Here is a 26865-nt window from a genome sequence, read left to right as displayed (position 1 = left end):
CGTCGACCACCAGCCGTTATGCCGCTTCGGTGGCAAAGGCGGAGGAACTTTTCAGCGGATGCAGGTGAGCCAAGAAGGTTTCCGTCGAGGCACGCCACGAAAATTTCTCTGCATGACTGCGAGCAATTTGACGCGGAATGTCCAATGCCTTCAGGCAAGCCAACCTCAAGTCCTCATCCATGACTCCCGCCGGCGCATCGCCAAGCACGTCTATGGGGCCTGTCACCGGGTAAGCAGCCACCGGACAGCCGCAGGCCAGCGCTTCCAGCAACACCAGGCCAAAGGTATCAGTACGGCTGGGAAATACAAATACATCGGCTGCGTTATACAGGCTGGCCAGCGTCTCCTGGTCCATCACGCCGGTAAAGCGTACCTTGGGATAACGCAGCTTGAGGTCAGCCAGCAAAGGGCCGTCGCCGGCCACCCATTTTGTGCCGGGCAAATCCAGCTTCAGGAATGCCTCGATATTCTTTTCGACCGCCACACGGCCCACACACAGGAAGACGGGTGGCTTTTCCTGATGAGACAGTGCAGGTCCCGGCTTGAAGATATTCAGATCCACACCGCGCGACCACAGCACAACTTGTTGCGCGGCAAAGCCATTGTCGAGCAGATCACGCCTCACTACCTCGGTGGGAACCATTACGGCACTGGACGGGCCATGGAACCACCTCAAAAAACGATAGGTCAGCGACAAGGGAAGGCGGGTGCGGGCCTGGACATACTCGGGAAAGCGTGTGTGATAAGCGGTGGTGAAAGGAATCTTGTTGCGCAAAGCATAAGCCCGTGCCGCCATGCCCAGGGGACCTTCGGTCGCAATATGCAAGGCATCAAGCTTGGCTGCCTTCAGGCGGTTGTTCACCTTCCTGCGCGCAAACAGCGATAGGCGAATTTCAGGATAAGTGGGGCAGGGCAAGGTACGAAACTCCAATGGATTCAGTAGATCGACCTCGTGTCCCATCTGCATGAGTTCGTCGCGAGTTTGAGTCAACGTGCGAACCACGCCATTGACTTGCGGCTTCCAGGCGTCGGTGACGATAACAATTTTCAATTTTGCGTAACTCCTTCGGCGGTTTCTGTTTCCACAGTTTGTGTGACAGCTTGCGGCATGATGGGGGTTGCGACTAGCGGCGAGGATTCTTTTCCGCGTGACTTCCTGGGTTTTGGACTTCTTTCAGGCAGCCATGAAATGATTTCCAGGCGGCCATCCACATGTTCGACCAGTGCGGTAAGGCTCTCGACCCAGTCTCCATCATTGCAATACAGAACACCGTCGACCTCGCGCATCTGTGCCTTGTGGATGTGGCCGCACACGACGCCGTCAAAACCACGACGCTTGGCCTCCTTGATCAAGGCATCTTCAAAGGCAGTAATAAACGAGACGGCATCCTTTACTTTGTGCTTCAGGTATTGCGACAAAGACCAATAGCCCAGACCCATACGGGCACGGGCGCGGTTGAACCAGACATTTCCGGCCAACACCAGGCTGTACAGTCTGTCCCCCAGATAAGCCAGCCAAGGCGCATACTGAATAACGCCATCGAACAAGTCGCCATGCGTGATCAGCAGACACTGTCCCTTAAGCGTCGTATGTTCGGCCTCAAGATGCACCTCGATACCGCCGAATTGCTCGCCTGTGTACTGACGGGCAAAGGAATCATGATTGCCCGGTACATAGACCACTCGCGTACCTTTGCGAGCCTTACGCAAGATTTTCTGCACGATATCGTTATGCGACTGAGGCCAGTACCATCTTTTCTTCAACTGCCAGCCGTCGATGATGTCGCCCACCAGATAGAGTGTTTCGGATTCGTGTTGTTTCAGGAAATCCAGCAGTGCGTCGGCCTGACAGCCTGGGGTACCCAGATGCAGATCAGAAATCCAGATCGTTCTGTATGTTTTGCTTGTGTCGTGTGCTTGTATCAACTCGAGTACACCGGTACGAGATTAACGATGCCTTGCATTACAGCAAGCACACGTGACGGACTGGTGACAAAAACAAGTAATAAGGCAATATGTGGTGTAAATGCCGCGCCGGATCGACGTCCAATATAATGGGCTCTTTACCCGAAATAATATAGGGACTGCGACAAAGCCCCTGACAGGAAGGATGTATTCATGGACTCCGCCATCATCTATCACAACCCTAAATGCAGCACATCACGCAATGCGCTGGCCTTGATTCGCGAGGCGGGTATAGAACCGCAGATCATTGAGTACCTGCAATCGCCGCCCGATCGCGCCACTTTAATCAGTCTGATCAAACAAGCCGGACTATCGGTGCGCGATGCACTACGCGAAAAAGAGACTCTCTGCTCAGAGCTGGGCCTGGACCAAGCCGACTTAAGTGACGATCAATTGCTCGATGCCATGCTGGCACATCCCGTCTTGATCAACCGACCCTTTGTAAGCACCTCTCTGGGTGCGCGCTTATGCCGGCCGGTAGATCTGGTACGGGAAATTCTGCCGAATCAGGCCTCTGCCAGCTGACGGTTACCCGGACTTTGCAGGTCCAGAAGCGGGCCTGCCGGCACGATGCCATTAGGATTGATGGTGCCGTGGCTACGGTAATAGTGTTGTTTGATGTGGTCAAAGTCTACGGTGGCCGCGATGCCGGGCCATTGGTAGAGCTCGCGCGTATAGCTCCATAGATTTTTGTAGTCGACCAGGCGCTTCAGATTGCATTTGAAGTGACCATGGTAAACAGCGTCGAAGCGAATCAAGGTGGTGAACAGGCGCCAGTCGGCTTCAGTAATGCGATCATCCACCAGATAGCGTTGTTGCCCCAGCTTGAGTTCGAGCTTGTCCAGGTAGGCGAACAGCTGGCTGACTTCCTGTTCATAAACGTGTTGGTCTGTAGCGAAACCCGCCTTGTACACGCCGTTGTTCACCGTATCGTAGACTTCGGCATTGATGGCGTCGATCTGGGGCAAGAGTTCCACAGGAGCATAATCGCCTTTACGCGCTCCGATCCCATCAAACGCTGTATTCAGCATGCGTATGATTTCAGACGATTCATTATTGACGATGGTATTGCCGTGCAAATCCCACAATAGCGGCACCGTCACGCGGCCACTGTAATTAGGTTGCGCGCGCTGGTAGATTTCATACAGATATTGGGCTTGCCCGACTGGATCGGCCACCACACCCGAGCCAGGTTCAAATGTCCAGCCGTGTTCACCCATATAGGGGTTGACGACTGACAGGCTAATCATTTGTTCCAGGCCTTTTAGCGCGCGCAGAATCAAAACACGGCTGGCCCAGGGACAAGCCAGTGAAACATACAGGTGATAGCGTCCGGCCTCGGCCTTGAATCCTGCTGTACCGCTCGGGCCTGCGCTACCGTCCGGGGTGATCCAATTGCGGAACTGCGTATCGCTGCGAACAAAGTTTCCGCCAGTGCTGCCAGTGTCATACCACTGATCATGCCATTTTCCGTCAATCAGAAGTCCCATATCGATTCCTTGTTGTGCAAGTCAGGTAAGCCCGCCCTGTATGTGCATATGGCGCGGTTCGCATAAACCGCGCCGCGGCGTGCCGGTTTACTTGGCTACGGCCTCAAGAGCGATGTCTAGCGTTACTTCGTCGCCTACACCGGGAGCATACTTGCCAGCGTTAAACTCGGTCCGCTTGATGATCGCCGTTGCGTTGGCACCGATGGCCTCTTTTTTTAACATGGGATGAGGGCCTTTATAGAAGGAAGTCACCGTCAGTGTTACTGGCTTGGTAACACCCTTGATCGTCAGATCGCCCTCGATGCTGACGGGCTTATCGCCTTCAAAATTGACTTGAGTCGACTTGAAAGTGGCCGTGGGAAATTGTGCGGTATCAAGAAAATCTGCGCCCTGGATATGTTCGTCGAACATCGGAAAACCCGTATCTATCGTGGCCATGTCTATGGTGACATCAACCTTGGCTTGCTTGGCTTCCTGGTCCAGCACAACCGTACCGGTGGTTTTATTGAAGCGTAGAATTTGCTTGGACATACCCATATGGTCATATGAAAACCGGGGGAAGGTATGGGTGGGGTCGAGCTCGTAAGTTTGTGGGGCGGCCATGGCCTGACCAGCAAACAGGGCAGCGAATGCTGCAACGATAAGTGTCTTTTTCATGATGAATCCTTCGTTTTAAGTTAGTTGTTACGCCCGCGATGTGAGCAATCAATTAAGGTTTGGCGACGATGTTGAACTTGATTGCAATGTCATTGGCGACAATGCTGAAATCCTTCCATTGGCCTTCGCCCACGCCAAAGTCAGCGCGATGAAAGGTAAAGCTGCCTTCAAAGACACCAGTATTGCCGTGTTCCTTAAAGCTAAAGGGAACCGTCACTTCTTTGGTCTTGCCCTTGATGGACAAATCGCCAATGACTTGATAGCCATTGGTCAAAGCTTCTACCTTCTTGGATGTGAACGTAGCCAACGGATGCTGGCCCAGAGCCAGCCATTCGTCTTTTTCCAGCTCCGCATTCGCTTCTTCGTAGCCAGCATCAATACTGGCGAGCGCGATCTCTATAGTGACTTTGGCCGCCTCGGGATTCTGTGGGTCGAAATTGAATTCAGTCGCCTTGATCTTGCCAAAGCTACCGTCCATCGACACATTCATTTGGCTATAGCCAAACGTGACACTGCTGGCGTCAGTATCCAATGCCGTATAGACGGCAGCGCTGGCATTGCCCAGGGCACCCAAACCTAAGGCTGCGGCCAGCGCCACTGCACGCAGAAAGGGAATATTCATGAAGATCTCCGTTTAATCAAACACTTATCAGCTGATACGTGCTTCAGTATGCGTGTGAACAAACCTGGCAGGGCGTTCAACAAAAGGTCTATTCTATTAAAAATAAAAACAGCGAAAAAGCCATATATTGATCTATAATATTTCCATATTTGGAACAATCCAGGTAATATGAACGCTAATACGCTCTATGCAAATGACTTGATATTGTTCGCCCATATCGTAGAGGCGGGCAGCTTTACCGGTGCATCCGAGCATACCGGCTTGCCCAAATCTACGTTATCACGCCGGCTGACTGACCTGGAAAATGAGCTTGGCGAACGTCTGCTGCAGCGTAGCACCCGGCGCTTGGTACTCACAGAGTTTGGCGAGCGCATGCTGGAATATGCCCGACGGCTTCAGGAAGAAACAGAAGCCGCCTCGGCCTTGGCCCAACACCGTCAAATCACCCCCCAGGGAACCTTGCGCATATCCTTGCCGCCAGAGTTCTATGAGTTCTCCTTCGTCAACGTCCTCACTGAGTTTTCGCAAGAGTATCCCGATGTTCGCCTGGAATTGGATCTATCACCACGCCGCGTGGATCTGATTGCAGAACGCTTTGATGCAGCCATTCGAGCCGCAACACATCTACCGGATGACAACACCTTGGTAGCGCGGCGCATCACTACGCTGCAAAACTGCCTATACGCCAGCCCCGAGTATTTGCGCAGCAACGGGGAACCAACGTGTCCCGCCGACCTGTTGGACCATGTAGGCCTGGTTCTGGTTACCAGCGCAGGAGAGCAGCAACAGTGGCGCCTGTCCCGAGGGGATGAGCGCTGGGAAGGGCTACCGTTGCGCAAACTTTCAGCAAACTCCCTGGGGCTGCAGCAGGCGCTTTCCGCAAGAGGCCTGGGCATTGTGGGTTTGTCCGAAGGGTTTGCGGAGAAATTCGTGAGCCAGGGCGAGCTCAGGCGAATTTTGCCGGACTGGAAGCTACCACCCACCACGATATGGTGCGTGACACCAGGGCGACGTCTGCTTCCTCAGCGAACCATCGCGTTTATTGACACGCTGAAAAGAGTGCTGTTCGAGAAGAGGGCATAACGGGTCGCATTAAAAGGCACAGGCAAGCAGCTTTGTAACAATTACGACATATTGCTTCTTTAGACTTGCGGTTTCCTTTTACTGGGGGCCCAGGTGCACCGGCTTTCAACTCTTACAGTCCGAACCAAAATTACACTCGGGTTTCTCATCGTTGCAGCGATAGCCGCGATTATCGGCAGCGTCGGTATTTGGTCAACCCAGCAAGTCCGTCAGATGGCGCTGCTGATGTACGAGCAAGAGGTGGCCGGATTGCGCCACGCCGCGCAGGCTCAGAACAATGTTGTCGCCGCGGGGCGGGCAATACGCAGTGCATTGTTGGCGACGGACAAAGGCCAGCGCATTGGTGATGTTTACTTCATGCGCGACTTCATCCAGGCAGCGTCTATCGAAATAAACAAGCTCCACGATCTTATTGACACAGATGAAGGTAGGGCTACCGTTGCAGCAGCGACTGCAGCCATTAATGCCTACAGCCAAGTTATCGAAGAACTCGCACAGGAGCTTGAACAAGCCGCTATGGAGCAAGTACCTTCTGCCGTCATTGCGCGGCTTCAGATGGAGGCACGTCCCCTAGGCGAAACTGCCGAAATGATGCTGAATTCCCTGATGCTGGAAAAACAGAACACATCGGGAGAATTGGCCGCTCGCACAGACAGCATTTATGCGAGCACTCTTCAGCTTATGTTGGCGTTGACCTTAAGCGGGGCCTTGATAGCCATAGTATTGGGGTTGATGCTGACTCGGGATCTCATGCGCCAGATCGGTGGCGAACCTCGTGAGGTGGCTCACGTGGCTACCACGATTTCCACTGGCGATCTAACGGCCAACATCAACACTCATCGAGCTCATTCCAAAAGCATCAGTCAGGCTATGAGCCATATGCAGGCTTCGCTTTCGCGGTGGTTGCCAGTGAAGTACGCAGCCTTGCGCAGAAAAGCGCCGATGCAGCCAAAGACATCAATGCACTCATAGAGAACAGCAGCCGCACGGTGGCAGCCGGAACCAAGCTCGCCCAGGATGCTGGCAAGTCTATGAATGACATCGTTGCCCAAGTTAAGGGTGTGACTGAACTCATCAATGCAATCAGCGTAGCAACGCTGGAGCAAAGAACTGGTCTGGAGCAAGTGAACACAGCCGTTTCGTCTTTAAGCGTGGTGACGAGCGAGAATGCTGTTTCAGTTGATGAAGCCGCGCAGGCTGCAATGCAGCTAAATGAGCAGGCCAATCATCTTGTGGAGCTGGTGGGCGGCTTCACGCTTGACGGTGAGAAACAGACTGCGGTCATTGAATCATCTAAGCCCAGACAGGCGCCTGGCATTGAGCGATCGCGTCGTCGATGGGTGAGGAGTCTGAGCCGATGCTGGGCTTGAGAATGATTACTCTGAAATACGTATAATGTGTATTATGTAAAGTTTAGTATTTGGGAGAATTATATAGCACCCCAATTCACTAGCAAGTCAGCATCAGCAACGCCACGATAAAAGGTTCCAGCAACTCCGCCCGCCAATGCGCCGGCGACTACATGGCTGTTTTCAGGCAAATACCAATAAGCCAGTAAAGAAGCAAAGCCCGCGACCACCCAGATGGCCAGTATGCGCAGGTTTTTCTCGCCACTTACCACCATGGCAAGCAGGAAGCAGCCCATGATCATGTCCAACCCAAAGCGCCTGGGATCACTGATGGCATTGCCGAAATAAATGCCTATGCAGGTACCGAGCACCCAGAAAAGCCAAAGGGCAAGGCCTCCTCCGAACAACAGGCCCAAGCCAGGTTTGCCTCGGCTGAATGCTTGATCTGCATGCCGAGACCTTGGCAGAATTTCGCGGCCAGGAATTAAGTGGCCGAATTCGGCTAGGTGTTCCCGATGACTATGCCGCCAAGTACCTTACTCCGGTTTTGAAGCGCTTTGCCCCCAGTCATGGGGCGGTCGAGATCGAACTGAGCTGTGAGCAATCGACCGCTTTGATTCCACGCGTTGAAAGCGGCGAACTGGACTTGGCGTTGGTATCCCGGAATTGCCGTACTGACCCAATGCAGCGCACCGTCGCATCTGAAGATTCTAGGCGGCAACCATCGCCTGGGGCCGCTTGAACCCATGGAGGTATCTGTGTTCAGGAGCCCTACCTCACAAAGTTCCGTAGCGGTAGATCGACTATACAAGCTGCTCATCACAACGCTCAGAGCGGCGGAAGGCTTGTAGGCATTACGGAGCTTAGTCCCTGGAAAACGGCTTACCGCTAAAGTCTACAGTAAGCAAATTACCGTCCAGCTCGCCCATGCCGGGTGCGTTCAGCGGCATGCCGGGCGCCGATACACCTTTTGTCGATGAACTTGCAAGCAGCTTGTTGACGGCATTGGCGGGCACATGCCCTTCTATGATTTGCCCGGTGGATTCGACAACGCCCGTATGGCAGGAAGCAAGCTCCATGGGCACGCCCAATTTTTGCTTGACTGCAGCCATACTGGCCGTTTTGATGGCCGTAACGTCGAAGCCGGATTCGCGCATATGCTCGACCCAACCGCCACAGCACCCACAATTGGGATCCTGATACACAGTGATTGCTGTGCCGGCCGCATTGGCAAAGGTTGTAACGGTCGCCAAAGCGGCCGCCGTCAGCCATAATTTCATGTGATCTGCTCTAAAAGATATTGGAAAACAATTATTCAGTAGTAGTGCCGTCGAAATGCTCTTCTTGCTCGTCGGCCTTGGTTGCGTGCAGCACGCCCTCGCGGTGCTCGGGTGGGCCGTATAAGGTGTACAGGCGCAATGGTTCGCTGCCTGTGTTGACGACGTTATGCTGGGCTCCTGCCGGCACAACAATGGCATCGTCATCTTGTATTTCATAGGTATTGTCGTCGATGAAGACGCGCCCTTTGCCCTCTTCAATGCGCAAGAATTGATCGTGTGTTTCGTGCACTTCTGCGCCGATTTCTTCACCAGGCTGCAAGGTCATCAGGACTAGTTGCATATGCTTGCCGGTATACAGCACCTTGCGAAAGTTGTCGTTCTCTATGGTTAGTTTCTCGATGTTCTGTACAAAGCCTTTCACACATGACTCCTAAAAATGTTCGGTTTCATTGATGTTAACACCGCCTTATATTTAAGCGATAAGATAGTCACACCGTAGACTCTTTAATATAGACAAGGTTTATCCATTGTCAAATAAACCTGAACATGGGCAAGCATGAATATCGGTGAAGTATCCAAAGCCTCGGGCGTTTCAGCCAAAATGATTCGTTATTACGAGCAAACGGGCCTGATCCCCTCCGCGCAGCGAACCTCATCGGGCTATCGCGTATATTCCGATGCAGATATTCATCGTCTGCGCTTTATCCGGCGTGCGCGTGATCTGGGCTTCTCGGCTACCGAGATCGGCAATCTGCTCAATTTATGGAATGACAATTCGCGGCAAAGCGCTGACGTAAAACGACTTGCCCAAGCGCATATAGATAAGCTGCAGCAAAAAATCGACGGCTTGCAACAAATGGCCAACACCCTGCAAACACTGATCAACTGCTGCGCAGGCGATGACCGTCCAGACTGTCCCATATTGGCCAATCTGGAGCAGCCGGAGCACTAGATACTCGTTCTGTACCAGCCATAACAGCTAAAAAAAGCCGCATATCCGGATTAATGCCGTTAGAATTACATAAAGAAATATAAAAATAACATTCGCAGGCTTTAGATACACCCTGTCGCCTGACTGCACATTTCTCCGGAGACAACATGCTCTTACGAACCAGCCTGGCTTTGCCTATTGCTGCCACGCTCCTCACACTTGCTTCCTGCAGCAGCAACTCGAGCTCCGACTCCGCAAGCATCCCTCCCGAGCGTGTCCTGCAAGCAGTGGCACAAGTTGACGGCATCGTTAACGACATCATGGCTCGCACCGGCGTTCCCGGAATCGCTGTTGCCGTTGTGCATAAAGGCCAAACCATCTATGCCAAAGGGTTTGGTGTACGACGTGTAGGCGATGCCACTCCTGTGGATGCTGACACAGTGTTTCAGCTGGCATCGATATCAAAATCGGTTGGCGCCACGGTGGTGGCCGCACAAGTCAGTAAAGGGATTATTGGCTGGGATACTCCTTTAGTGCAGCATCTGCCGTGGTTTGCCCTTCATGACCCCGACGCTACCAGGCAAGTAACGGTGGGCGATATGTATGCTCACCGATCCGGCTTGCCCGAACACGCAGGCGATGATCTCGAAATGGTGGGCTACGATCGCAGAGAGGTGCTGGAACGTCTGCGCTATTTAGCTACCGAGCCCTTGCGCACACGCTATAAATATACCAATTTCGGCCTGACCGGCGGCGCCGAAGCCGTGGCAGTTGCATCTGGCATCGATTGGGAAAGCCTGTCAGACCGAGAGCTTTACCGTCCGCTGGATATGCGCAGTACCAGCTCCCGCTATGCCGATTTCATGGCACGCTCCAATCGTGCGTATCCCCACCTCAGCGTCAATGGGTCCTTCCGGCTGACGCAGCAACAACGACAGCCCGATCCGCAATCGCCTGCTGGTGGCGTCAGTTCCAGCGTCAATGACATGGCGAAATGGATGGCATTGGTTCTACATGAAGGCGAGTATCAGGGCAGGCAAATCATTCCACGCGCCACCCTGCTGCCCGCGCTCAGCCCTCAGATGCAAACCTCCCCTGCCACTGAAGACTCCGCTGCGAGCTACTACGGATACGGATTCAATATTTCCACCACAGCCGGTGGCTATACCATGTACGGACACTCAGGCGCATTCCTGTTGGGTACGGGCACTGCCTACAACTTGCTCCCTGCAGCCGATACCGGCATCGTTGTCCTGACCAATGCCTGGCCGGTAGGTGCTGCCGAATCAATCAGCATGTCTTTTATGGATCTGGTGCAGTTTGGCGAAATATCCCGAAACTGGCTGGACGTTGTAGGCCCCCTTTTTTCCGACTTAACCAAGCCAACAGGTGAGTTTGTAGGCCAGTCTTTTCCGTTGTCCCCCACTCCTGCCCTGCCCGTTCATGCATATGTCGGCACCTACACCAATGACTATTTCGGCGATATGGGCATAATAGACCAGGCCGGTCAACTGGCGCTGGTCATGAGCGTTTCGGGGAAAACCATCCCATTGGACCATTGGGATGCCAACATCTATGTATTCGAGCCAGATGGCGAACTGGCTGCGGTGGGTTCCCGCTACAGCGTAAAGTTTGCAATTGGCCCAGGCGGCATGGCGCAAAGCGTTACCATAGAACTATTGGATGAGTACGGACTGGGCACGCTGACAAGAAGGTAACTGACGCATGAATGTCGGCACCAACGAACAGGGCTTTCGGCGCAAGTATGTGCAGCTTTTACGCCGCTGACACGCGCCGATACCCCCATAACAAAGCCAGGCCAGCCAACCAGATCAGACCTGCGGAACCCCCAGAGCTCCCACCACTTTGTGGAGCAGGAGGCTTGACAAACAAGGCGGCATACCAGGCTACGCCTTGATTTTCACTACCGCTGAGCCTCAGGTGCGCGTCAGCATCTGTTGTAAATACGTGGCGTTTGGTTTTGAGTTCGAAAAAGCGGTACACAGGCTCAAGGCCCGTCCAAGGCTGGTCAAAAGCGCCAAAGGCCCGCCCTTCGGAACGCCAGCCAGGTGCTTGGTCGAGCCTGGCCTGCTCTACCGGATCCAGGGTATAGATACGGTCACCGGTTTCCGAAACATAGCCCATCACGGCGCTGACGCCAGGCCTATCGGTTTCGTTGGCAAACCCGACATGCTCCAGGCTATAGCCCTGACTATCAACCCATTGATTGGCTAGTCGTGAATTGCTGGTCAATATATCTGCCTTGTCATCGGCTTGCAGGCGAAACACTACGGGCAGGTCATCATCCAGGTCGTAATCGGCAAGCGACTGGCTGGCGTAACTAACGGTGCGCGGCTGATCCACGCTATGGAAGATAGGGTATGTTTGCGGCAGCGCAGGCTTGGTATACGGTGTGGTCGGCGTTGGGGTACGCCCTGGGCCACCCGGGTTATAGATATCGCTGTAGCCAGTCACCGCGGAAGTGGGTATTTCGACTGACTGCAACAAGTTGATGGCTGCCTCATCACCCTTAAGCATAATATCGAAATAATTGTCGTGGTCTTCAGCATAGTAAGCTGGATCGACCGTACCATCTGTTGGCGGACCGACTTCTGCCAGGCCAATAATTTCAATTTTTCCCACGCCTAAATCGTATGTGTGCCCCGCCTTATCGAGCGTGACCAGCTTGCCCTCGGCATCATGAGCATGCAGGCGAAAGAAAGTTGCGAAGTCAGTTGGCAAGAAACCACTTACCCCATCGGGTGAAAACCCACCGGAAGTGAACAGGCGCAAACGGTATTGAGCTGCATTCCCATAGAGTGAATAGGCATCATTTGGAAAGGCGCTATTGAGCGCTGGCGGTGGAAAATCACCGGCCGGTGAAAAACGGCTGAGCTTGGCCCCAACCAACGCCGGCCCTGCCACATAAGGGTGACTACTGAGTGCCGACAGGCCTACGATGGAAATCGGCCCGTCGGGGCCTACCGCCATCAGGGGCGAATCCCCTTGTACAAAAGAGACGCTGACCGGATAAATTGCGCCCGGGGTGTCGGGCGTGAGGCGATTGGCAAACTCACCAAACACCACAATCACGTGGCGCTCGTTGTAGTCATAATTGGGATTCAACGCCGCAGCAACGGGATGGACGATTTCACCTGTATTCAGGGTGATTGCGATGTTGTCCGGCGATACCGAGCCAGGTAACAATGGCCAGCTGACTTCAATAGGCATGGCGTCGGCAAGCTGTGGCGTAGCGCCGAAGCCGGCAATGGCCAGGCCGAGCACCCCGGCGGCACTAGTAAGGTTGCGCAGAGGCGGTGCGGGATCAAGAGCTGCCCAGTCAAGATTCACACCAGCACCTGCAGCTACCGCGCGTGGCAGATCGTCGACCCCCATCAGGCCCGGAACACCAATAATCCCTTCAAACCCGTAATTGGCAGCGAGTATTTGAGGTTGATCTGTCCATAAGTCGGCGTTAATCAGGACAGCGCGTTGTAGCTGAATATACGCTGGCGCCTGTTTTGCCAATTCTGCTTGCTGGGCGGCCTGCACGGGAAGTGTCAAAAACGTAACGGCAAATGCCTTGCATAGGAAGGAGTTCATAGTGCCCTCTTCGCTCTTAATTTGATGTAAATGGTAACATTAAGAACTTTTTTTACATCAAATTATTTCAGCCAGAGCTGATGCGTCGGCACACCATGCCAACAAGCATCATGGTCAGCCCCGTACCAAAGCCATATAGGTGGGCAATGGCGGCGATACGCCCACCTATCCACTGTTCTTCGGTGGTTGACGGCCCAACCGCCAATTGCCAAAGCATCCAGCCCGCCGTCATGGCCAGGGCAAGCGCTGCCAGTCTATCTTTACGCCGGGCCTGAGGCCACAAACCCAAGACCAACAGACCATACAACACACCCGACATACCCGAATAAACTGTGATTTCGGGAGACCAGCACCATAGCGATAGACTCACTCCCAGCGCCAGGCAGACCAACTTGAGCCAAAGACGATAGTCAAACAGCTGGGGGGCTAGTGCGCAACACATCAGCACACCCAGGATATTCAAAATGGTATGGATCCAGCCCAGATGAACGAAATGCGCTGTCAGCAGGCGCCACCACGCTCCTTCGTCCAGAGCTTGACGGCTAAATCTCAATATGGCTTGTGCATCATCCCCCACCGTCTGCAGCAACAACAGCAATCCGATCAATAGCAAGGCTTGCGGCCATACCCGCTTGACCATCAGGGCTGTGTGAGTTTGGTGGATTTGGTAACGGGCACAAAGCCCTGTACCACATCGGCGGGGTTGGCTGGCATGGTCAGTTGTTCTATGACACCATCCTGATCTATGGATACGCCCTGGGCTGAAACGCCGGACAGGGTGACCCCGGGCGCGAGTGACTGACCCACACGATAAGCTTGGGCCGTAGTGCCGTTAATGGACAGCAAGGCGGCGCCACGCCCTCCCTCAGTAAAAATCACACCTGCCAGCGATATGGGCACACGCAGGGCGGGACCGCCAAACCAATTGGACACTGGCCCGGTATCTTGCCCTGAAAATGGGGCCGTATCGAGCGCAGGCGGCAAATCCTGTGAGACGGGTGCAAACAGCAAGGCAGCCCATACGCCCAGCCCGACCGCCATCAGCATGAAGGCCAGGCCACGCAGCAAGCGAGGGCCGTTTATGCCTGAGAACGTAGGTGGCAAGCCCATGCGATGACCTCCGGATTGATAGTTGTAACTTGCAAACCAACAGGATAATTCTAAAATGATCTAAATATAACAATTGTCAAATTTTGTTGCCCAGATAATATTAATGAAAAGTCATCACTCTTCTTCGTCGCAGCGCATTATCGCCAGCCGCCAGCTTGGCTTTTCCCTTATCGAAATCATGGTGGTCGTAGTCATCATGGGAATCATGGCCGCCCTGATCGTTCCCAATATCATGGATCGTCCCGATCAAGCCCGGACGGTAGCTGCTCGCCAGGACATTGGTGCCCTGATGCAAGCGCTGAAGCTGTATCGATTGGACCATGGCCGCTACCCAGGTGCAGACCAGGGGCTACAAGCGCTACTGGGCAATCCGCACGCCAGCAAACCCGCCGATAAGCAGGCATATATGGATCATCTACCCAACGATCCCTGGGGTACGCCGTATCAATATCTCAATCCTGGCGTGCATGGCGAAATCGATGTTTTTTCACTGGGCGCCGATGGCCGAGCCGGTGGCGAAGGGAGCGATAGTGATATCGGCTCCTGGACCAGGTAGCTCAATGGCCAGGCAACAGGGGTTTTCGCTGATCGAAGTCTTAGTGGCCCTGCTCATCATCGGCATAGCTACCACCACAGTGAGCGTTGCCGCGTTCTCGCACGGCGATGCTCGCAAATTGCAGCAGGATGCTCGGCGACTTGGCCAGCTGTTTGCGGTTGCGCAGGCACAAGCTCGCAAAGCCGACAGTTCAATCATCTGGTTCTACGATACGCAAGGATATCGCTTCGCACAGGCTCCCCCCAAGCTCCTTCTGCCCACCGGACTGACACAGCAATCGGGAACGGTTCAGACCCTTGATTTTTCAAACTCCAGCCCACTGCGCCCACGTAGCTGGACCCCCGATAATGCGATCCAAGTTCGTATCGAACCGCCCGGTGCGAATGTATTCAATACCGAATGGATCTCGGGGCCATTGGCCATAGAACTGGACGACGGCACGACCACTGTCAGAGTCGAACGTCTGGGCAACGGACAATACCAGGTAAAGCAATGAGTTCGGCTAGCGCACAGACGGGATTCACATTGATCGAGGTTCTGGTTGCGCTGGCCATAGTCAGTATTGCGCTCACCGCCAGCATGCGTGCCCTGGGCGTCAGCGCGAGCAGTTCGCAATCCATGCAAGAGCGCAGCCTTGCTCTGCAAGCAGCTGAAAACAAGCTTGCCGAGCTACGTTTGCTACGTGCGTTTCCTGCACCGGGCCGCAAAACCGAACCCTGCCCGCAAGGCCCTTTGTCCCTTGTGTGTGAACAGCAATTCCAGACTACTGTAAATGGCAATTTCCGTTTGGTAACCGTGCGCGTACGTCTGGAACAAGGCCCTGTACTCGCTGAACTGAACGGCTTGCTGTCATCCTTGCCATGAAACATATGCCATCGAACCAGCACGGCTTCACTCTGATCGAGGTACTGATCGCCCTGGCCTTGATGGCACTGCTCAGCATTATTTCGTGGCAGGCCCTTGATGTGGTGCAGCGCTCCAGTGAGCGCCTGAATGCCAGCACCCATGACACGCTGGCACTGGCGCGCGTGCTTGGCCAACTGGAACAAGACATCAGCCAGCATGCTACTGCCGGCATCTTGCCACAGTCTGCCCAGACACACCCACCTGTGACTGACCCATCCAGCCCCGACGTGCCCGATTCCAGCCTGCTGCCGCCAGGCATACACTGGAGTTCACCAGTGCTCACCATCTTGCGTTCAGCCCATGACGGCAAATGGCAGCAAGTCATATGGGGCCAACTTGGCCAGACGCTACAACGTGCGGTTGGCCCCGCCTCGCATACATTACCCTTGCCGCCCGCGCAGGCAAGCCAAGAGGTATTGCAGCAGATAAAGTCTTTTAGCGTACGTGCCTGGATACCCGGCCAAGGCTGGACTGCTCCCGACACCACCATCAGTCAGTTGGCCGCCACGGGGCTGGAAATAACCATCGTGCGCGAGCACAGGCAGCAAACTGAAACCTACAGAAAAGTGGTGCTGCTGCCATGAATATGCCCAGGCATCCTATACACAGGGGCGCGGGGCGCGACCCGGCCCGTCGGCAAACCGGCGTGGCGATCATCGCTGCCTTGGTCGTTGTGGCTGCAGCATCAATCGCAAGTGCAACCATCATCGAAAGCCAGGCCTTGCTGGCCGATACCTTGGCCGGCGAGCGCGAGCGCGTACAAGCCAAATGGCTGTTGCGCGGAGGGCTGGACTGGTCACGCATCATTTTATTGAACGACGCACGCCGAAATGCTGTCACCCACAAAGGTGCAATCTGGTCCCAAGCCATTGTGGGACTGGAAGTGAGCACGCCCGGGCAGTCGCGCAAGGCATATTTTTCGGGACAAATCGAAGATGAGCAAGGCAAGTTCAATATCTGGAGTCTGGCCGAAAACGGCATGATTCGGCCCCAGGAACTGGCCGTGCTTGAAAGCCTGCTGTCCGGGCTGAATCTGCCCATGTCGCTGGCCCAGTCCATAGCAAGGCGGGTTGCCGATACGCAGGCAGGCCCCTATGCCAAGCAAACAGCGCCAGGCCTTAGAACCTTGAACGATTTGCGGAAAATCGATGAGCTGACACCCGAAACAGCAGCCATCCTGGACACCTATCTGACTATCTTGCCGGAAAAAACCACCATCAATGCCAATACAGCCAGCGCCGAAGTGCTCAGCGCAATCGTACCTGGCCTGCACCTGGCCGAGGCTCGAGATATGGTCGGTCAGCGCGAACGTGGGCAATGGTTCAACAGTCGTGCCGATTTTTTCAATCGTCTGGGTAAACCCGCCATTAAATCCAGCAAGCAAATAGGAGTTGACAGCGAATGGTTCAAAGTAACTGGACAGATTACGCTCGGCGAGTCTGTTGCCAGCATGCAAGCCTTGCTGCACCGTCAGGGCGGGCAGCCTCCTTCCATTCGCTGGGCGAGCAACTGACATGAAAAGTACCCTGCGCCTGGCCCTGCCGCCCTTGGCATCCGTCACACAAGACGCTGTTGTAACGTATGCCTTGCGTGATCGCAGCCACAAGCTGCTGCGCTCAGGCCAGTTGTCTTTACGCCAGCTGGCGCACGCCATACCGGCTGCACGGGTACAGGCGGTGTTACACCCCGACGATGCCATCGTCACCCACATAAACCTCCCTCCCCTGGCTAACAAACGCCTGACTGCTGCCGTTCAAGCCAGTGTCGAGCCTATGGCACTGAGCAACATTTCAGACCTATGTATTGCTCATGGCCCCCGCGCTGCCGACGGCAGCGTCTGCGTAACCTGGGCAGACCGTCCAGTCCTGCTGCAAGCCTGGAACCAACTTGAAACGCTGGGTTTCAAAGTGGATGCTCTCGTGCCCTTCTCGCTGGCCATACCCCAGGATGATCCACAACCAACTCAGCCACTGGCCCTGCCCGTCAATGAGCGCTGGTCGACCACGCTGCCGCACTGGTCGCTCGCCAGGCCTGAATGGCGTCCGGTTTCTCAAAGCAAACGTTGGCGCAGCCCATTGCTATGGCTGGGCGCAGCCATAGTGCTGTGGCTGGCCGGTTTGCAACTGTATGCCGCTCAGCTTCGCCACGAAGTCAATGGTTTGCGTACAGCTACCGAAAGTGCTGTACGCGACGCGTTTCCGTCCGTTTCCATTATTCTCGACCCAATCAAGCAGGCGCGCAGTCAGCGCGACATGCTGCGTTTGGAGCATGGCACAACCTCTGCAGATGCATTCATACCTCTGGCAATAGGCGCTGCCCAGATACTGCCTTTTGCCGAAGGCCATGTCGCTGCTGTACGCTACGAGAAAAACATACTGACCCTGGTGCTGAACGAAGGCTATGAGCCGCCTTCAAACGAAGTCACTTTGCATCAAGCAGCCGCTGCGCTGTCATTGGATCTAGAAAAAGACCCGAAGACCGCCCACACCTGGCATATCAGACATACCGATATGGCACTCACCACCAAGGTCCAGCCATGAATCGGTATTCCTACACTTCAAATACATCGCAAGCCTCCGCCTGGCGACAACAAATCGACACGCTGTCCCAACAGATACGATCATGGTGGAATACACGCAGCCGGCAAGAGCGCAAGCTGTTGCGCTTATGCTCCATCGTGATTGTTGTTGCGCTGGTGTGGGTGCTGGGACTGCAACCCGCTCTCAAATCCATAGAGCAATCACGTGCACAACTTCCTGTATTGCATGCCGACGCAGCGCAAGTGCAGGCGTACATACTCGAGGCACAGGCTCTACAGCGCCGACACACAGGAAAAATAAACGCCGCCGATCTGACACCAGCCTTGCACACCAGCTTGCAGCGTGCGGGCTTGCAAGAGGCCCTGACCATAAATGAAATTCACGATTCGGGCGACATCTCGATGCAGCAGTGGGAGATCACGGTATTCAATGCCAGTGCCGCACGCACCATGGCCTGGTTGGCTGAGCTGCCTTATTTGCTCCGCTTGCACATATCCACCGTCGAGCTAGAGCGCGCCAATATTCAAGGTCGTGACAGGCCGGGACACGTATCCGGGCATATTCTGGTTCAGCGCGCCGTAAAGGGTCAGCCATGAGCCTGCACCGGCGACTTTTTCTAACCGGAACGCTGGTGCTGCTGGCCTGCTGCGCAGCCTTGGCAATACTGCCCGCCCGCTGGATCATGGCGGCTATTCCAGACCACTGGCCGTTGGCTGTGGTGGATGCCAACGGTACCCTCTGGTCTGGCAGTGCGACGCTCGCCTTGGGCGCGCGCGAGCATCAACGCACCTTGCCCGCCCCACTACGCTGGAATACTTCCTGGTCCCAAGGGCCCAAGCTGACAGCCACCCACCCCTGGCTAAACGGCCCTGTAACGTTCAAACCGGTCTGGTCAGGCTTGTCCATTTCAGGTCAGAGCATGCAACTGCCGGCATCGGCTTTGGCGACACTGGATGCGCGTATAGCGGCTATTGGCCCAGCCGGTACCTTGTCGATCAAGTGGCCCGCCACCATCGTTGGAACGGCTGCACGCCCAGCAGGAACCTCGTTGCTGAAGGCACAATGGGTGGACGCCGCGTCGGCATTGACATTCATCCGCCCCTTGGGCAGCTACACACTTCTACTGAGCCAGGCCGCCTCCGGACTCATTGACGTCACTCTCAGCACCCAGCAAGGACCGCTGATCCTGAGAGGCAAAGGCATGCTCGACAGCAATAAAGGCTTGCAATTCGATGGCACAGCACAGGCAGACCAGGCCGCCAGCGACGATATTCATGCGGCTCTGCAAGATGTGTTGGCAGCTCTGGGACCGCAACGAAACAATCTAACTCTATTGCGTGTCCGGTAACGCAACTCCACAGGATTATCGATTCAGTCATGACGAATTTCCCAAAAACCAGACAATACGGCCATCGTATCGGTCTCACTCTATCAGCACTGACACTCGCCCTGACTGGCTGCGCGACCCCCGACCCCGTAGCCGATGCCAACAAGCCGTCTCAATTTGTGGTGCATACGTCCACAAGCAAGGGCTGGCAGCAAGAGGGACGTACCAGCGCAACCCAGCCCGTGCCAGAGCCCAGACCTCGTACTCGCCGTCTTTCGCCTAGCGCTGCGGCACCCGACGCAAATGACTCTTCGCTTGCGGCTGAGTCCAACGCCGGATCACCTGGCGAACAGACCATGCTTAACTTTGTTGAGGCTGATTTGCAAGGGGTCGTGCGCGCCCTGGCACGTTTTACCGGGCACAATTTTGTGGTCGATCCACGTGTCAAAGGTCAGTTGACGCTTGTATCAGAAGCACCCGTCGACCCGGATACAGCCTATACCATGCTGCTCAGCGCGCTACGCATGCAGGGCTTCGCCGTGGTGGACGTCGATGGGGTAAGCCGGGTTGTACCCGAAGCCGACGCCAAGCTGCTCGGGGCGCCGGTGGCCGGCCCGCAGCAAAACAGCAGTGCTTATGGCGGCGAACTCATCACGCGCGTATTCCCGCTCAAGTTTGAGAACGCAGCCAATCTGGTTCCCATTCTACGGCCCATGATTGCACCCAATAACACCGTTAATGCCTACGCGGGCAACAACACCCTGGTCATTACCGACTATGCCGACAATCTTGATCGCATTGCCCAGGTCATTGCCGGTATTGACACACCCAAGGCCATCAACACCGATATCATCCCCATTCATTATGGTGTTGCACTCGATGTTGCCGCCTTGGCCAGACAGCTGCTGGGCAATGGCACCAGTGGCGCTGCCGGCATGCAGGCGACTGTGGTGGCCGATCCACGCAGCAATTCAGTTTTGCTACGCGCTGCCACACCTGCGCAGCTGGACATCGCACGCGACCTGATTGAACGCATAGACAGCCCGGAGACACAGAGCGGAAACTTGCACGTGGTGTACTTGCGCAACGCTCAGGCAACACGCCTGGCGGAAGTCCTGCGTGGCGTGCTGAGCGGCCAGGACGGCAACACACCAACAACCGAAGACACCTTTGGCAGCTTGTCCGGCTCAATGGGTGATGCACTGTCGGGCAACAACGCAGGCCGACTCAATACCAGCACAAACTCCACCATGGGAAATGAGGCGGGCAACAGCCTTGTGGGCGGTTCGATCGATGGTATGGGGGCGGACCTGGGTGGATCGCGCAATACAAGGCAGTCAATGGCCTTTACCGCAGGCGGAGCCACCATACAGGCAGACCCGGCTACCAATACGCTGATTATCTCCGCGCCGCCGCCGCTATATCGCAGCCTGCGTGAAGTCATAGACCAACTGGACCAACGCCGTGCTCAAGTCCTGGTCGAAAGCCTGATCGTTGAAGTCAGCACCGACAAGGCAGCCGAGTTCGGCATTCAATGGATGGCCGGCGGAAACGATCTATCCAGCGGCGACTCATCCTTCATTGGAGGTGCCAATCTCAATGGCAGCGGCATCAATCCCAGCGGCATCACCACCATCGACGCCCTGGCTCAAGGCTTGAGCCTGGGTGTAGTCAAGGGAACAGTGGATATTCTGGGTACTGAAATCCTTAACCTGGGTGTGTTGGCTCGCGCCTTGGAATCCAAGGGAGATGCCAACGTGTTGTCAACTCCCAACCTGATGACCCTGGATAACGAAGAAGCCAGCATTATCGTCGGACGCACCGTTCCTTTTGTGACTGGTCAATACACTACTTCCGCCGACGGTGCGAGCAATCCCTTCCAGACCGTCACGCGCGAAGATGTCGGCCTGACACTGCGCATACGTCCTCAGATTTCCGAGGGCGGTACCGTCAAGATGGCGCTTTACCAGGAAGTCAGCAGTATCGATGCAGCCGCTTCCAGCGCTGGCGCCGGACTGATCACGCGCAAGCGCGCGCTGGAAACCAATGTCCTGGTTGACGATGGACAAATCATTGTGCTGGGCGGCTTGCTTGAGGACACCATCGACGACAGCACGAGTTCAGTGCCCGTGCTGGGCGATATCCCCATATTGGGCAGTCTGTTCCGCTACGATAAGCGCAGCCGGACCAAGACCAATTTAATGGTGTTCCTGCGCCCGCATATTGTGCGCAATGCCCGCGATGGCGCCAGCGTAACGCTGGACCGCTACAACTATATGCGCGCAGCACAGGCCGGACTGCCGGTGCGATCCACCTGGTTCGCGCCGGACGCTGCCGTGCAAAAGCTGCCTGAAATACTGCGCAATCCCAGCACCGGATTGCTGGACCTGCGTGAGCCTTCGCCACCAGGAGCCCTATGAACATGCGGCTACCCTACACTTGGGCTCGCAGCCATAGGGCGCTGATCCATATCGGGCCTGGCGGCAGGGTGCTGACCACAACCGCCGGCACACCTGCCTGGGCCTTGGATGAAATCCGGCGGCGTCATGGTGAGCTCACTCGCCACGAAGTCAGTGAGTCTGAGTTCGATACGCTGCTCGCGGCCTCTTATGCGCAAACAGATGATGCGGCCGCGGTGGTGGATGCGGCAGGCAACGAGATCAACCTCGACCGCCTGATGCAGGATATTCCCGAAGTGGCAGACTTGCTGGAGGCCCACGACGATGCGCCTGTCATCCGTATGATCAACGCTCTATTCACCCAGGCCGTACGTGATGGCGCCAGCGACATCCACCTGGAAATATTCGAGACCCATTCCGTGGTGCGTTATCGGGTGGACGGCACACTGCGCGATATCGTCAATCCGCGCCGTGCTCTGCATAATGCACTGGTTTCACGCATCAAGATCATGGCCAGCCTGGACATTGCCGAAAAGCGCTTGCCCCAGGACGGACGCATCGCCTTGCGCGTGGGTGGCCGCCCTATCGATGTGCGTGTATCCACACTGCCCACCGGACACGGCGAACGGGCCGTACTGCGTTTGCTGGACAAGGAAGCTGGACGACTTGAGCTTGAACGACTGGGTATGGCCCCTGAAGTGCTGGCCAGGCTAGACGGGTTGATAAGGCAACCACACGGCATAGTACTGGTGACCGGCCCCACCGGCAGCGGTAAAAGCACGACTTTATATGCCGCGCTGGGCCGCCTGGACGCCACCACCACCAATATCCTGACGGTCGAAGACCCTATCGAGTACGATCTGCCCGGCATAGGACAGACTCAGGTCAATGCCCGTATAGATCTGAATTTTGCCACCGCCCTGCGCGCCATTTTGCGCCAGGACCCAGACGTCATCATGATAGGCGAGATCCGCGACCTGGAAACTGCCCAGATCGCCGTCCAGGCGTCATTGACCGGCCACCTTGTGTTGGCAACCCTGCATACCAACGACGCTGCCTCGGCTGTTACCCGGCTGGCCGACATGGGCGTGGAACCTTTCCTGCTGGCTTCTACCCTGCAAGGCGTACTGGCACAGCGTCTCATCAGAAAACTGTGTCCTCACTGCAAAACCAGCCACGAAGGCATGACCGGCCGGAGCCCCGGCGGCTGTACAGCTTGCAGCCATACCGGATACCTGGGTCGCACTGGCGTACATGAACTATTTGTGCTGAACGATCATATACGCAGCCAGATACACGCCAATGCCGGCGAGCAGGCATTGCGTCAGGCTGCCCGGCAATCAGGCATGCGCAGCCTGCGCCAGGACGGCAGGCGCTGGGTTGAGCGGGGCATCACTACCGAAGAAGAAGTCGCCCGCGTCACGCGCGACACCTGATTGAGAAAGCGAGACAATGCCTAGCTATCAATACGAAGCTTCCAACTCCGCCGGCCGTATAGAACGCGGATTGGTCGATGCGGATTCCGAGCGCAACGCCCGACAAATACTGCGTATGCGCGGCTTGTTGCCGCTTTCGCTGAAAGAGACGGGACGTCGCAGCAAAAGTAACGTGCTGTTCAAGGGGGCACGCATCAGCGATTCAGACCTGGGTTGGCTGACTCGCCAACTGGCCAGCCTGCTGGCGGCGGGTTTGACACTGGAAGCGGCACTCAGCGCAACACTGGAGCAGGCTGAACGCCAGCATGTTGCCCATACACTGGCAGCGGTTCGGGCCGACATTCGGGCCGGCCACCGATTGGGTGAGGCATTGGCAGCTCGCCCGCGCGATTTTCCGCCCATCTATCGGGCCTTGATCGATGCTGGTGAGCAATCGGGCGATTTATCGCAGGTGATGGAGAAGCTGGCCGACTACATCGAATCGCGTGGTGCCCTGCGCAACAAAATTCTGACCGCATTCATCTACCCTATCGTAGTGTCCGTTGTATCCATAGGGATAGTGGTCTTTTTGCTGAGCTACGTAGTTCCCCAAGTAGTGGGCGCCTTCAATCATACGCAGCAGACCCTGCCTTTACTTACCCGCATGATGCTGGCTGCCAGTGACTTTGTACAGAACTGGGGCGTCATCACTGCGCTGGTCCTGGCCTTGCTATTTGGCTTATGGCGCTGGCATTTGCGTCACCCCACAGCCCGCCTTGCCTGGCACACAAGTGTATTGCACATGCCATTGGTCGGACGCTATGCACTAGGCGTCAACACCGCGCGCTTTGCCGCGACCTTGGGCATACTCACGAGCAGTGGCGTTTCGCTGTTGGCCGCGCTTGACGCCTCGTGCCGTACCTTGAGCAACGATAGGCTCCGCCTGGCTGTTGACGAAGCCACCCGACACGTACGGGAAGGCAGCCCGTTGGCCTCGTCCCTGGCTGCACAAAAGGTTTTCCCGCCGTTGCTGATACATCTGATTGGCAGTGGGGAGCGTACCGGAGAAATGCCTGCCATGCTGGAGCGGGCCGCTAAAACCTTATCTGGCGAGCTCGAGCGCCGGGCCATGACTATGACCGCCCTGCTTGAACCCTTGATGATTTTGATCATGGGCGGCATTGTGCTTCTCATTGTGCTGGCCGTGATGATGCCCATTATCGAGATCAATCAAATGATCCAGTAATTTGTTTTGTTCGCCTGCCCTGGTATACAGCGGGCAACCGGACGGAGCCCTGTTACATACCTAATGTGCATTAATTATCTGATGCACAAAAAAATATATTCTGTTACGATAATTTCGTTTATTAACATAATAAGCAAGCGGCTCTCACAGTTTGTGCGTCCAGGCCGCCAAGGCGCACAGCTTGGTGTTGTATCGCTCCGTCCTCGCCCGGATCACCCATGAAAAAAAATATTCCAGCATTGCTCGCCCTGGTATTTGCTTCTGCAGGTCTGACCGCTTGCGGCGGAAGCAACAATACGGCCTCCCTCGACACACCACCCAATATTCTGTTTGTCGTCCTTGACGATCTCGGTGTCGATCAGTTGCCGGTGTTTGGCTATGGAGGCCTGACACCGGCCAGTACGCCCAACCTTGACGCCATCGCGCACGCCGGTGTGCGTTTTCGCAATGCCTGGTCCATGCCTACTTGTACGCCTACGCGCGCGACCTTTTTTCAAGGGCGCTATCCAATGCGCACTGATGTCCTGAATGCCGTTGTCGCGCTGGATCTGGCCAACTCTCAGGTTTCTCCCTTTGAAATAACTACGCCGAAACTCTTGAAGGAAAAGGGCTACGTCAACGCACTCATCGGTAAAATGCATCTGTCGGGCTCAGACCTGAATCCCGCCAACAACCCGTTGGGCAATGGTGTCATGCATGAGTTGGGCTGGGATTATTTCGAAGGCTACCTGGATGGGGGCCCCTACCCCATCGATACGACGGCAGGAGGTGTGAGTCAGGTCAGTGGTGGTTTCTATGGTTGCGGCTTTGTCCCCAACACCGCAGACAATCCCACTTACGGTGCCGATAGTGGCGCATGCTATCTGGCCAATGACAGCTGTTCCACGCTGTCCCTGTCTGACGCCCCGACCCCCGGCCGCACTTGCCTGGAACGCGGCGGCATTTTCGACCCTGGCCAATCCTGCAAACCCTCGCGCCCTACCTATCTGGATTTCGAAACCCAGAACGGCTACTACACAGGCGAATGGATCATTAACCATCCTGACGGCGGCGTACAGGTGTTGCCAGCTTCCGACGCAAGCAGCCGCGGCTACCGGAGCATTCTTGAAACCGATCGGGCCCTGGCCTGGCTCAAGCAGCAGTCGGCCGACCAGCCCTGGATGCTCAGTGTGGGCTATTCCGCCATACACACTCCGCTGCATCAACCACCGGTTGCGCTATTGCCTGCAGGCTCCGATGCAACCGGCGCCTTTACCTGTGGCACCGATGCCATTCAGGAACAGCGCATCATCACCAATCAAATGCTGGAAGCCCTCGACCACGAAATCGGCCGCCTGCTGGTCGAGGCCGGAATTGCCCGGTTCAAGCCGGATGGCGCGCTGGATTACCATCCCGAGAAAACCAATACGGTGGTAGTCATCATGGCCGATAATGGTACCTATGCACCCAGCGTCAAGGCGCCATTCAATCCGGCGCGCGCCAAAGGCTTCCCTTATCAAGGAGGCGTGTGGGTTCCATTGATCGTGGCCGGCCCCATGGTCAGCCAGCCTGATCGCGATATTCCGCACATGGTCAATTCAACCGACTTATACAGTCTGTTTGCTGAAGTGGCTGGCATAGACCTGGCCAGTGCAGTACCCGCAAGCCACAGCGTCGATGCCCAGCCGTTGCTGCCCTACCTCACCAATCCTTCCCAAGCCAGCATACGCCAAACCAACTACACAGAGATGGGCACCAACATCACCTCGACCATCGTGCCGCCTGCACCGCCCTGCGTCATTCCAGCTTCCAATGTCTGCGTGCAGATCTTTCCCCAGGAAGGAATATGCCTGGATCAGAGCGGGATCTGGTATGGCCCGGGCGGCGTGGCCGGCGCCCAAGGGCTGGGCTCGTGCTGCGCCGTCAACGACTACCGTATCTCTCAAGGAGAAGAAGCAGTCGACATCATGCCGGACTCACAAAGAGCCATACGCAACGAATTCTACAAGCTGGTACGCATAGAGCGCCTGAACTGCAGTACGAAGCAGCTGGAGTCCACCGACGAATTCTATCGGATCAACCAGGCCACACCCATACCAAAACTCGATAACAAACCCGGTAATTTGCTGGCGCATGCAGTCATGACGCCAGAGCATCAACAAAACTACCAAGACCTGAAGTCAGAACTGCAAAAACTGACCGAGAGCAGAATTCAATGTCCCGGTGATGGTAATCTGGATTTGGTCGTAGACGCCACAGACGTACAAAACTGGAAGCGCTTCAGTACCGAAAATGGTGGTAACTCGAGCTGGTATGACTTCAACCACGATGGCCTCACCAACGAGACCGATCTGATGGTCATCAATCAGAACATGGGCAAGAACTGCCAGCCAGCCTGACACCCACT

29 protein-coding genes and 1 pseudogene are annotated in these 26865 nt (G+C 55.6%); 19 read left to right on the top strand and 11 right to left on the bottom strand.

Annotation, left to right across the window (positions count from 1 at the left end):
* Nucleotides 1-16 precede the first annotated feature (16 nt).
* Together ERD84_RS10550 and ERD84_RS10545 are read right to left on the bottom strand one after the other, a co-directional pair.
* Entirely contained in the window at nt 17-1051 is a 1035-nt protein-coding gene (locus ERD84_RS10550; RefSeq protein WP_130039569.1) for a glycosyltransferase family 4 protein, read from the bottom strand.
* Complete coding sequence (locus ERD84_RS10545; protein ID WP_130039568.1) at nt 1048-1926, bottom strand: UDP-2,3-diacylglucosamine diphosphatase; 879 nt, start codon at nt 1924-1926, stop codon at nt 1048-1050. Before ERD84_RS10545 ends, ERD84_RS10550 begins: the two co-directional genes overlap by 4 nt.
* A 192-nt stretch (nt 1927-2118) precedes the next feature.
* Here ERD84_RS10545 and arsC point away from each other — a divergent pair, with 192 nt between their 5' ends.
* Complete coding sequence (gene arsC, locus ERD84_RS10540) at nt 2119-2490, top strand: arsenate reductase (glutaredoxin) (protein ID WP_130039567.1); 372 nt, start codon at nt 2119-2121, stop codon at nt 2488-2490.
* Here the strand turns inward: arsC and ERD84_RS10535 are convergent.
* The 3 genes from ERD84_RS10535 to ERD84_RS10525 form a co-directional block, all read right to left on the bottom strand.
* Nucleotides 2472-3455 (bottom strand): glutathione S-transferase family protein, encoded by a 984-nt coding sequence (locus tag ERD84_RS10535; RefSeq protein ID WP_130039566.1) that lies wholly within the window; start codon nt 3453-3455, stop codon nt 2472-2474. The genes arsC and ERD84_RS10535 overlap by 19 nt on opposite strands.
* Before the next feature lie 87 nt (nt 3456-3542).
* Entirely contained in the window at nt 3543-4112 is a 570-nt protein-coding gene (locus tag ERD84_RS10530) for a YceI family protein (RefSeq protein ID WP_130039565.1), read from the bottom strand.
* A 52-nt stretch (nt 4113-4164) separates the two neighbouring features.
* On the bottom strand, nt 4165-4734 hold the full coding sequence (locus ERD84_RS10525; protein ID WP_130039564.1) for a YceI family protein: 570 nt from the start codon (nt 4732-4734) through the stop codon (nt 4165-4167).
* Nucleotides 4735-4902: 168 nt separating this feature from the next.
* On the opposite strand from ERD84_RS10525, the gene ERD84_RS10520 reads away from it, so the two are divergent.
* From ERD84_RS10520 to ERD84_RS10510, 3 genes are all read left to right on the top strand, one after another.
* Complete coding sequence (locus tag ERD84_RS10520; RefSeq protein WP_130039563.1) at nt 4903-5817, top strand: LysR family transcriptional regulator; 915 nt, start codon at nt 4903-4905, stop codon at nt 5815-5817.
* 93 nt (nt 5818-5910) lie between these two features.
* On the top strand, nt 5911-6789 hold the full coding sequence (locus ERD84_RS10515; protein ID WP_167667392.1) for an MCP four helix bundle domain-containing protein: 879 nt from the start codon (nt 5911-5913) through the stop codon (nt 6787-6789).
* Nucleotides 6717-7187, top strand: coding sequence for a methyl-accepting chemotaxis protein (locus ERD84_RS10510; RefSeq protein ID WP_130039561.1), 471 nt, complete (start codon nt 6717-6719; stop codon nt 7185-7187). The genes ERD84_RS10515 and ERD84_RS10510 overlap by 73 nt, the downstream gene beginning before the upstream one ends.
* A 59-nt stretch (nt 7188-7246) precedes the next feature.
* Here ERD84_RS10510 and ERD84_RS10505 read toward each other — a convergent pair whose 3' ends face one another.
* The gene (locus ERD84_RS10505; RefSeq protein WP_209019825.1) at nt 7247-7537 is read right to left on the bottom strand and encodes a hypothetical protein; all 291 of its coding nucleotides are present in this window, start codon (nt 7535-7537) and stop codon (nt 7247-7249) included.
* A 65-nt stretch (nt 7538-7602) separates the two neighbouring features.
* On the opposite strand from ERD84_RS10505, the pseudogene ERD84_RS10500 reads away from it, so the two are divergent.
* A pseudogene (locus ERD84_RS10500) lies at nt 7603-8017 on the top strand (LysR substrate-binding domain-containing protein); the annotation flags it as partial.
* A gap of 12 nt (nt 8018-8029) precedes the next feature.
* Here ERD84_RS10500 and ERD84_RS10495 read toward each other — a convergent pair.
* Together ERD84_RS10495 and ERD84_RS10490 are read right to left on the bottom strand one after the other, a co-directional pair.
* A complete protein-coding gene (locus ERD84_RS10495) occupies nt 8030-8446 on the bottom strand; it encodes a DUF411 domain-containing protein (protein WP_130039560.1) in 417 nt (138 codons plus the stop codon).
* Between the two features lie 31 nt (nt 8447-8477).
* Nucleotides 8478-8867: a cupin domain-containing protein gene (locus ERD84_RS10490; protein ID WP_130039559.1), complete on the bottom strand. Its 390-nt coding sequence runs from the start codon at nt 8865-8867 to the stop codon at nt 8478-8480.
* 135 nt (nt 8868-9002) lie between these two features.
* On the opposite strand from ERD84_RS10490, the gene cueR reads away from it, so the two are divergent.
* Together cueR and ERD84_RS10480 are read left to right on the top strand one after the other, a co-directional pair.
* Nucleotides 9003-9398, top strand: coding sequence for a Cu(I)-responsive transcriptional regulator (cueR, locus tag ERD84_RS10485; RefSeq protein ID WP_130039558.1), 396 nt, complete (start codon nt 9003-9005; stop codon nt 9396-9398).
* 146 nt (nt 9399-9544) lie between these two features.
* Nucleotides 9545-11095, top strand: coding sequence for a serine hydrolase (locus tag ERD84_RS10480; protein WP_130039557.1), 1551 nt, complete (start codon nt 9545-9547; stop codon nt 11093-11095).
* Nucleotides 11096-11153: 58 nt separating this feature from the next.
* Here the strand turns inward: ERD84_RS10480 and ERD84_RS10475 are convergent, their stop codons facing one another.
* From ERD84_RS10475 to ERD84_RS10465, 3 genes are all read right to left on the bottom strand, one after another.
* Nucleotides 11154-12980 (bottom strand): hypothetical protein, encoded by a 1827-nt coding sequence (locus tag ERD84_RS10475; RefSeq protein ID WP_130039556.1) that lies wholly within the window; start codon nt 12978-12980, stop codon nt 11154-11156.
* A 67-nt stretch (nt 12981-13047) separates the two neighbouring features.
* Nucleotides 13048-13620, bottom strand: coding sequence for a rhombosortase (gene rrtA, locus ERD84_RS10470; protein WP_130039555.1), 573 nt, complete (start codon nt 13618-13620; stop codon nt 13048-13050).
* Complete coding sequence (locus ERD84_RS10465; protein ID WP_130039554.1) at nt 13620-14090, bottom strand: type II secretion system protein N; 471 nt, start codon at nt 14088-14090, stop codon at nt 13620-13622. The genes rrtA and ERD84_RS10465 overlap by 1 nt, the downstream gene beginning before the upstream one ends.
* 103 nt (nt 14091-14193) lie before the next feature.
* Between ERD84_RS10465 and gspG the strand changes: the two genes are divergently transcribed.
* The 12 genes from gspG to ERD84_RS10405 all read left to right on the top strand — a co-directional run bounded on the left by gspG (nt 14194) and on the right by ERD84_RS10405 (nt 26857).
* The gene (gene gspG / locus ERD84_RS10460; RefSeq protein WP_130039553.1) at nt 14194-14646 is read left to right on the top strand and encodes a type II secretion system major pseudopilin GspG; all 453 of its coding nucleotides are present in this window, start codon (nt 14194-14196) and stop codon (nt 14644-14646) included.
* Between the two features lie 4 nt (nt 14647-14650).
* Nucleotides 14651-15142 carry a prepilin-type N-terminal cleavage/methylation domain-containing protein gene (locus tag ERD84_RS10455; RefSeq protein ID WP_167667390.1) on the top strand — a complete coding sequence of 164 codons (492 nt, stop codon included), beginning with the start codon at nt 14651-14653 and terminating at the stop codon, nt 15140-15142.
* The gene (gspI, locus tag ERD84_RS10450) at nt 15139-15510 is read left to right on the top strand and encodes a type II secretion system minor pseudopilin GspI (RefSeq protein ID WP_130039551.1); all 372 of its coding nucleotides are present in this window, start codon (nt 15139-15141) and stop codon (nt 15508-15510) included. The genes ERD84_RS10455 and gspI overlap by 4 nt, the downstream gene beginning before the upstream one ends.
* 5 nt (nt 15511-15515) lie before the next feature.
* Complete coding sequence (locus ERD84_RS10445) at nt 15516-16136, top strand: PulJ/GspJ family protein (protein WP_167667388.1); 621 nt, start codon at nt 15516-15518, stop codon at nt 16134-16136.
* Nucleotides 16133-17065 carry a type II secretion system minor pseudopilin GspK gene (gspK, locus tag ERD84_RS10440; RefSeq protein WP_130039549.1) on the top strand — a complete coding sequence of 311 codons (933 nt, stop codon included), beginning with the start codon at nt 16133-16135 and terminating at the stop codon, nt 17063-17065. Before ERD84_RS10445 ends, gspK begins: the two co-directional genes overlap by 4 nt.
* Before the next feature lies 1 nt (nt 17066).
* Nucleotides 17067-18092 (top strand): type II secretion system protein GspL, encoded by a 1026-nt coding sequence (gspL, locus tag ERD84_RS10435; protein WP_130039548.1) that lies wholly within the window; start codon nt 17067-17069, stop codon nt 18090-18092.
* Nucleotides 18089-18688 (top strand): type II secretion system protein GspM, encoded by a 600-nt coding sequence (gene gspM, locus ERD84_RS10430; protein ID WP_130039547.1) that lies wholly within the window; start codon nt 18089-18091, stop codon nt 18686-18688. Before gspL ends, gspM begins: the two co-directional genes overlap by 4 nt.
* Nucleotides 18685-19440, top strand: coding sequence for a type II secretion system protein N (gene gspN, locus ERD84_RS10425; RefSeq protein ID WP_130039546.1), 756 nt, complete (start codon nt 18685-18687; stop codon nt 19438-19440). Before gspM ends, gspN begins: the two co-directional genes overlap by 4 nt.
* A gap of 29 nt (nt 19441-19469) precedes the next feature.
* Complete coding sequence (gene gspD / locus ERD84_RS10420; RefSeq protein ID WP_130039545.1) at nt 19470-21839, top strand: type II secretion system secretin GspD; 2370 nt, start codon at nt 19470-19472, stop codon at nt 21837-21839.
* Entirely contained in the window at nt 21836-23254 is a 1419-nt protein-coding gene (gspE, locus tag ERD84_RS10415; RefSeq protein WP_130039544.1) for a type II secretion system ATPase GspE, read from the top strand. The genes gspD and gspE overlap by 4 nt, the downstream gene beginning before the upstream one ends.
* 16 nt (nt 23255-23270) lie before the next feature.
* Nucleotides 23271-24479 carry a type II secretion system inner membrane protein GspF gene (gspF, locus tag ERD84_RS10410; RefSeq protein WP_130039543.1) on the top strand — a complete coding sequence of 403 codons (1209 nt, stop codon included), beginning with the start codon at nt 23271-23273 and terminating at the stop codon, nt 24477-24479.
* Between the two features lie 218 nt (nt 24480-24697).
* Nucleotides 24698-26857 (top strand): sulfatase-like hydrolase/transferase, encoded by a 2160-nt coding sequence (locus tag ERD84_RS10405; RefSeq protein ID WP_130039542.1) that lies wholly within the window; start codon nt 24698-24700, stop codon nt 26855-26857.
* The last annotated feature ends 8 nt before the right edge of the window (nt 26858-26865 follow it).

Origin of the sequence: Pollutimonas harenae (genome assembly GCF_004153685.1) — a bacterium.
Classification (GTDB): Bacteria; Pseudomonadota; Gammaproteobacteria; order Burkholderiales; family Burkholderiaceae_B; genus Pusillimonas_C; species Pusillimonas_C harenae.
Note: the sequence above shows the minus strand (reverse complement) of the source record. Positions and strands in the feature narration are given on the sequence as shown.

What these genes read in the sequence shown, in the direction of transcription:
- gspK (WP_130039549.1), top strand. Translation starts at nt 16,133, where the DNA reads ATGAATATGCCCAGGCATCCTATACACAGGGGCGCGGGGCGCGACCCG.
- ERD84_RS10520 (WP_130039563.1), top strand. Translation starts at nt 4,903, where the DNA reads ATGAACGCTAATACGCTCTATGCAAATGACTTGATATTGTTCGCCCAT.
- ERD84_RS10475 (WP_130039556.1), bottom strand. Translation starts at nt 12,980, where the DNA reads ATGAACTCCTTCCTATGCAAGGCATTTGCCGTTACGTTTTTGACACTT.
- gspD (WP_130039545.1), top strand. Translation starts at nt 19,470, where the DNA reads ATGACGAATTTCCCAAAAACCAGACAATACGGCCATCGTATCGGTCTC.
- gspG (WP_130039553.1), top strand. Translation starts at nt 14,194, where the DNA reads ATGAAAAGTCATCACTCTTCTTCGTCGCAGCGCATTATCGCCAGCCGC.
- ERD84_RS10405 (WP_130039542.1), top strand. Translation starts at nt 24,698, where the DNA reads ATGAAAAAAAATATTCCAGCATTGCTCGCCCTGGTATTTGCTTCTGCA.
- gspL (WP_130039548.1), top strand. Translation starts at nt 17,067, where the DNA reads ATGAAAAGTACCCTGCGCCTGGCCCTGCCGCCCTTGGCATCCGTCACA.
- cueR (WP_130039558.1), top strand. Translation starts at nt 9,003, where the DNA reads ATGAATATCGGTGAAGTATCCAAAGCCTCGGGCGTTTCAGCCAAAATG.
- ERD84_RS10445 (WP_167667388.1), top strand. Translation starts at nt 15,516, where the DNA reads ATGCCATCGAACCAGCACGGCTTCACTCTGATCGAGGTACTGATCGCC.
- gspE (WP_130039544.1), top strand. Translation starts at nt 21,836, where the DNA reads ATGAACATGCGGCTACCCTACACTTGGGCTCGCAGCCATAGGGCGCTG.
- ERD84_RS10535 (WP_130039566.1), bottom strand. Translation starts at nt 3,455, where the DNA reads ATGGGACTTCTGATTGACGGAAAATGGCATGATCAGTGGTATGACACT.
- ERD84_RS10530 (WP_130039565.1), bottom strand. Translation starts at nt 4,112, where the DNA reads ATGAAAAAGACACTTATCGTTGCAGCATTCGCTGCCCTGTTTGCTGGT.
- ERD84_RS10480 (WP_130039557.1), top strand. Translation starts at nt 9,545, where the DNA reads ATGCTCTTACGAACCAGCCTGGCTTTGCCTATTGCTGCCACGCTCCTC.
- gspM (WP_130039547.1), top strand. Translation starts at nt 18,089, where the DNA reads ATGAATCGGTATTCCTACACTTCAAATACATCGCAAGCCTCCGCCTGG.
- ERD84_RS10455 (WP_167667390.1), top strand. Translation starts at nt 14,651, where the DNA reads ATGGCCAGGCAACAGGGGTTTTCGCTGATCGAAGTCTTAGTGGCCCTG.
- arsC (WP_130039567.1), top strand. Translation starts at nt 2,119, where the DNA reads ATGGACTCCGCCATCATCTATCACAACCCTAAATGCAGCACATCACGC.
- ERD84_RS10495 (WP_130039560.1), bottom strand. Translation starts at nt 8,446, where the DNA reads ATGAAATTATGGCTGACGGCGGCCGCTTTGGCGACCGTTACAACCTTT.
- ERD84_RS10465 (WP_130039554.1), bottom strand. Translation starts at nt 14,090, where the DNA reads ATGGGCTTGCCACCTACGTTCTCAGGCATAAACGGCCCTCGCTTGCTG.
- gspF (WP_130039543.1), top strand. Translation starts at nt 23,271, where the DNA reads ATGCCTAGCTATCAATACGAAGCTTCCAACTCCGCCGGCCGTATAGAA.
- ERD84_RS10525 (WP_130039564.1), bottom strand. Translation starts at nt 4,734, where the DNA reads ATGAATATTCCCTTTCTGCGTGCAGTGGCGCTGGCCGCAGCCTTAGGT.
- gspN (WP_130039546.1), top strand. Translation starts at nt 18,685, where the DNA reads ATGAGCCTGCACCGGCGACTTTTTCTAACCGGAACGCTGGTGCTGCTG.
- gspI (WP_130039551.1), top strand. Translation starts at nt 15,139, where the DNA reads ATGAGTTCGGCTAGCGCACAGACGGGATTCACATTGATCGAGGTTCTG.
- rrtA (WP_130039555.1), bottom strand. Translation starts at nt 13,620, where the DNA reads ATGGTCAAGCGGGTATGGCCGCAAGCCTTGCTATTGATCGGATTGCTG.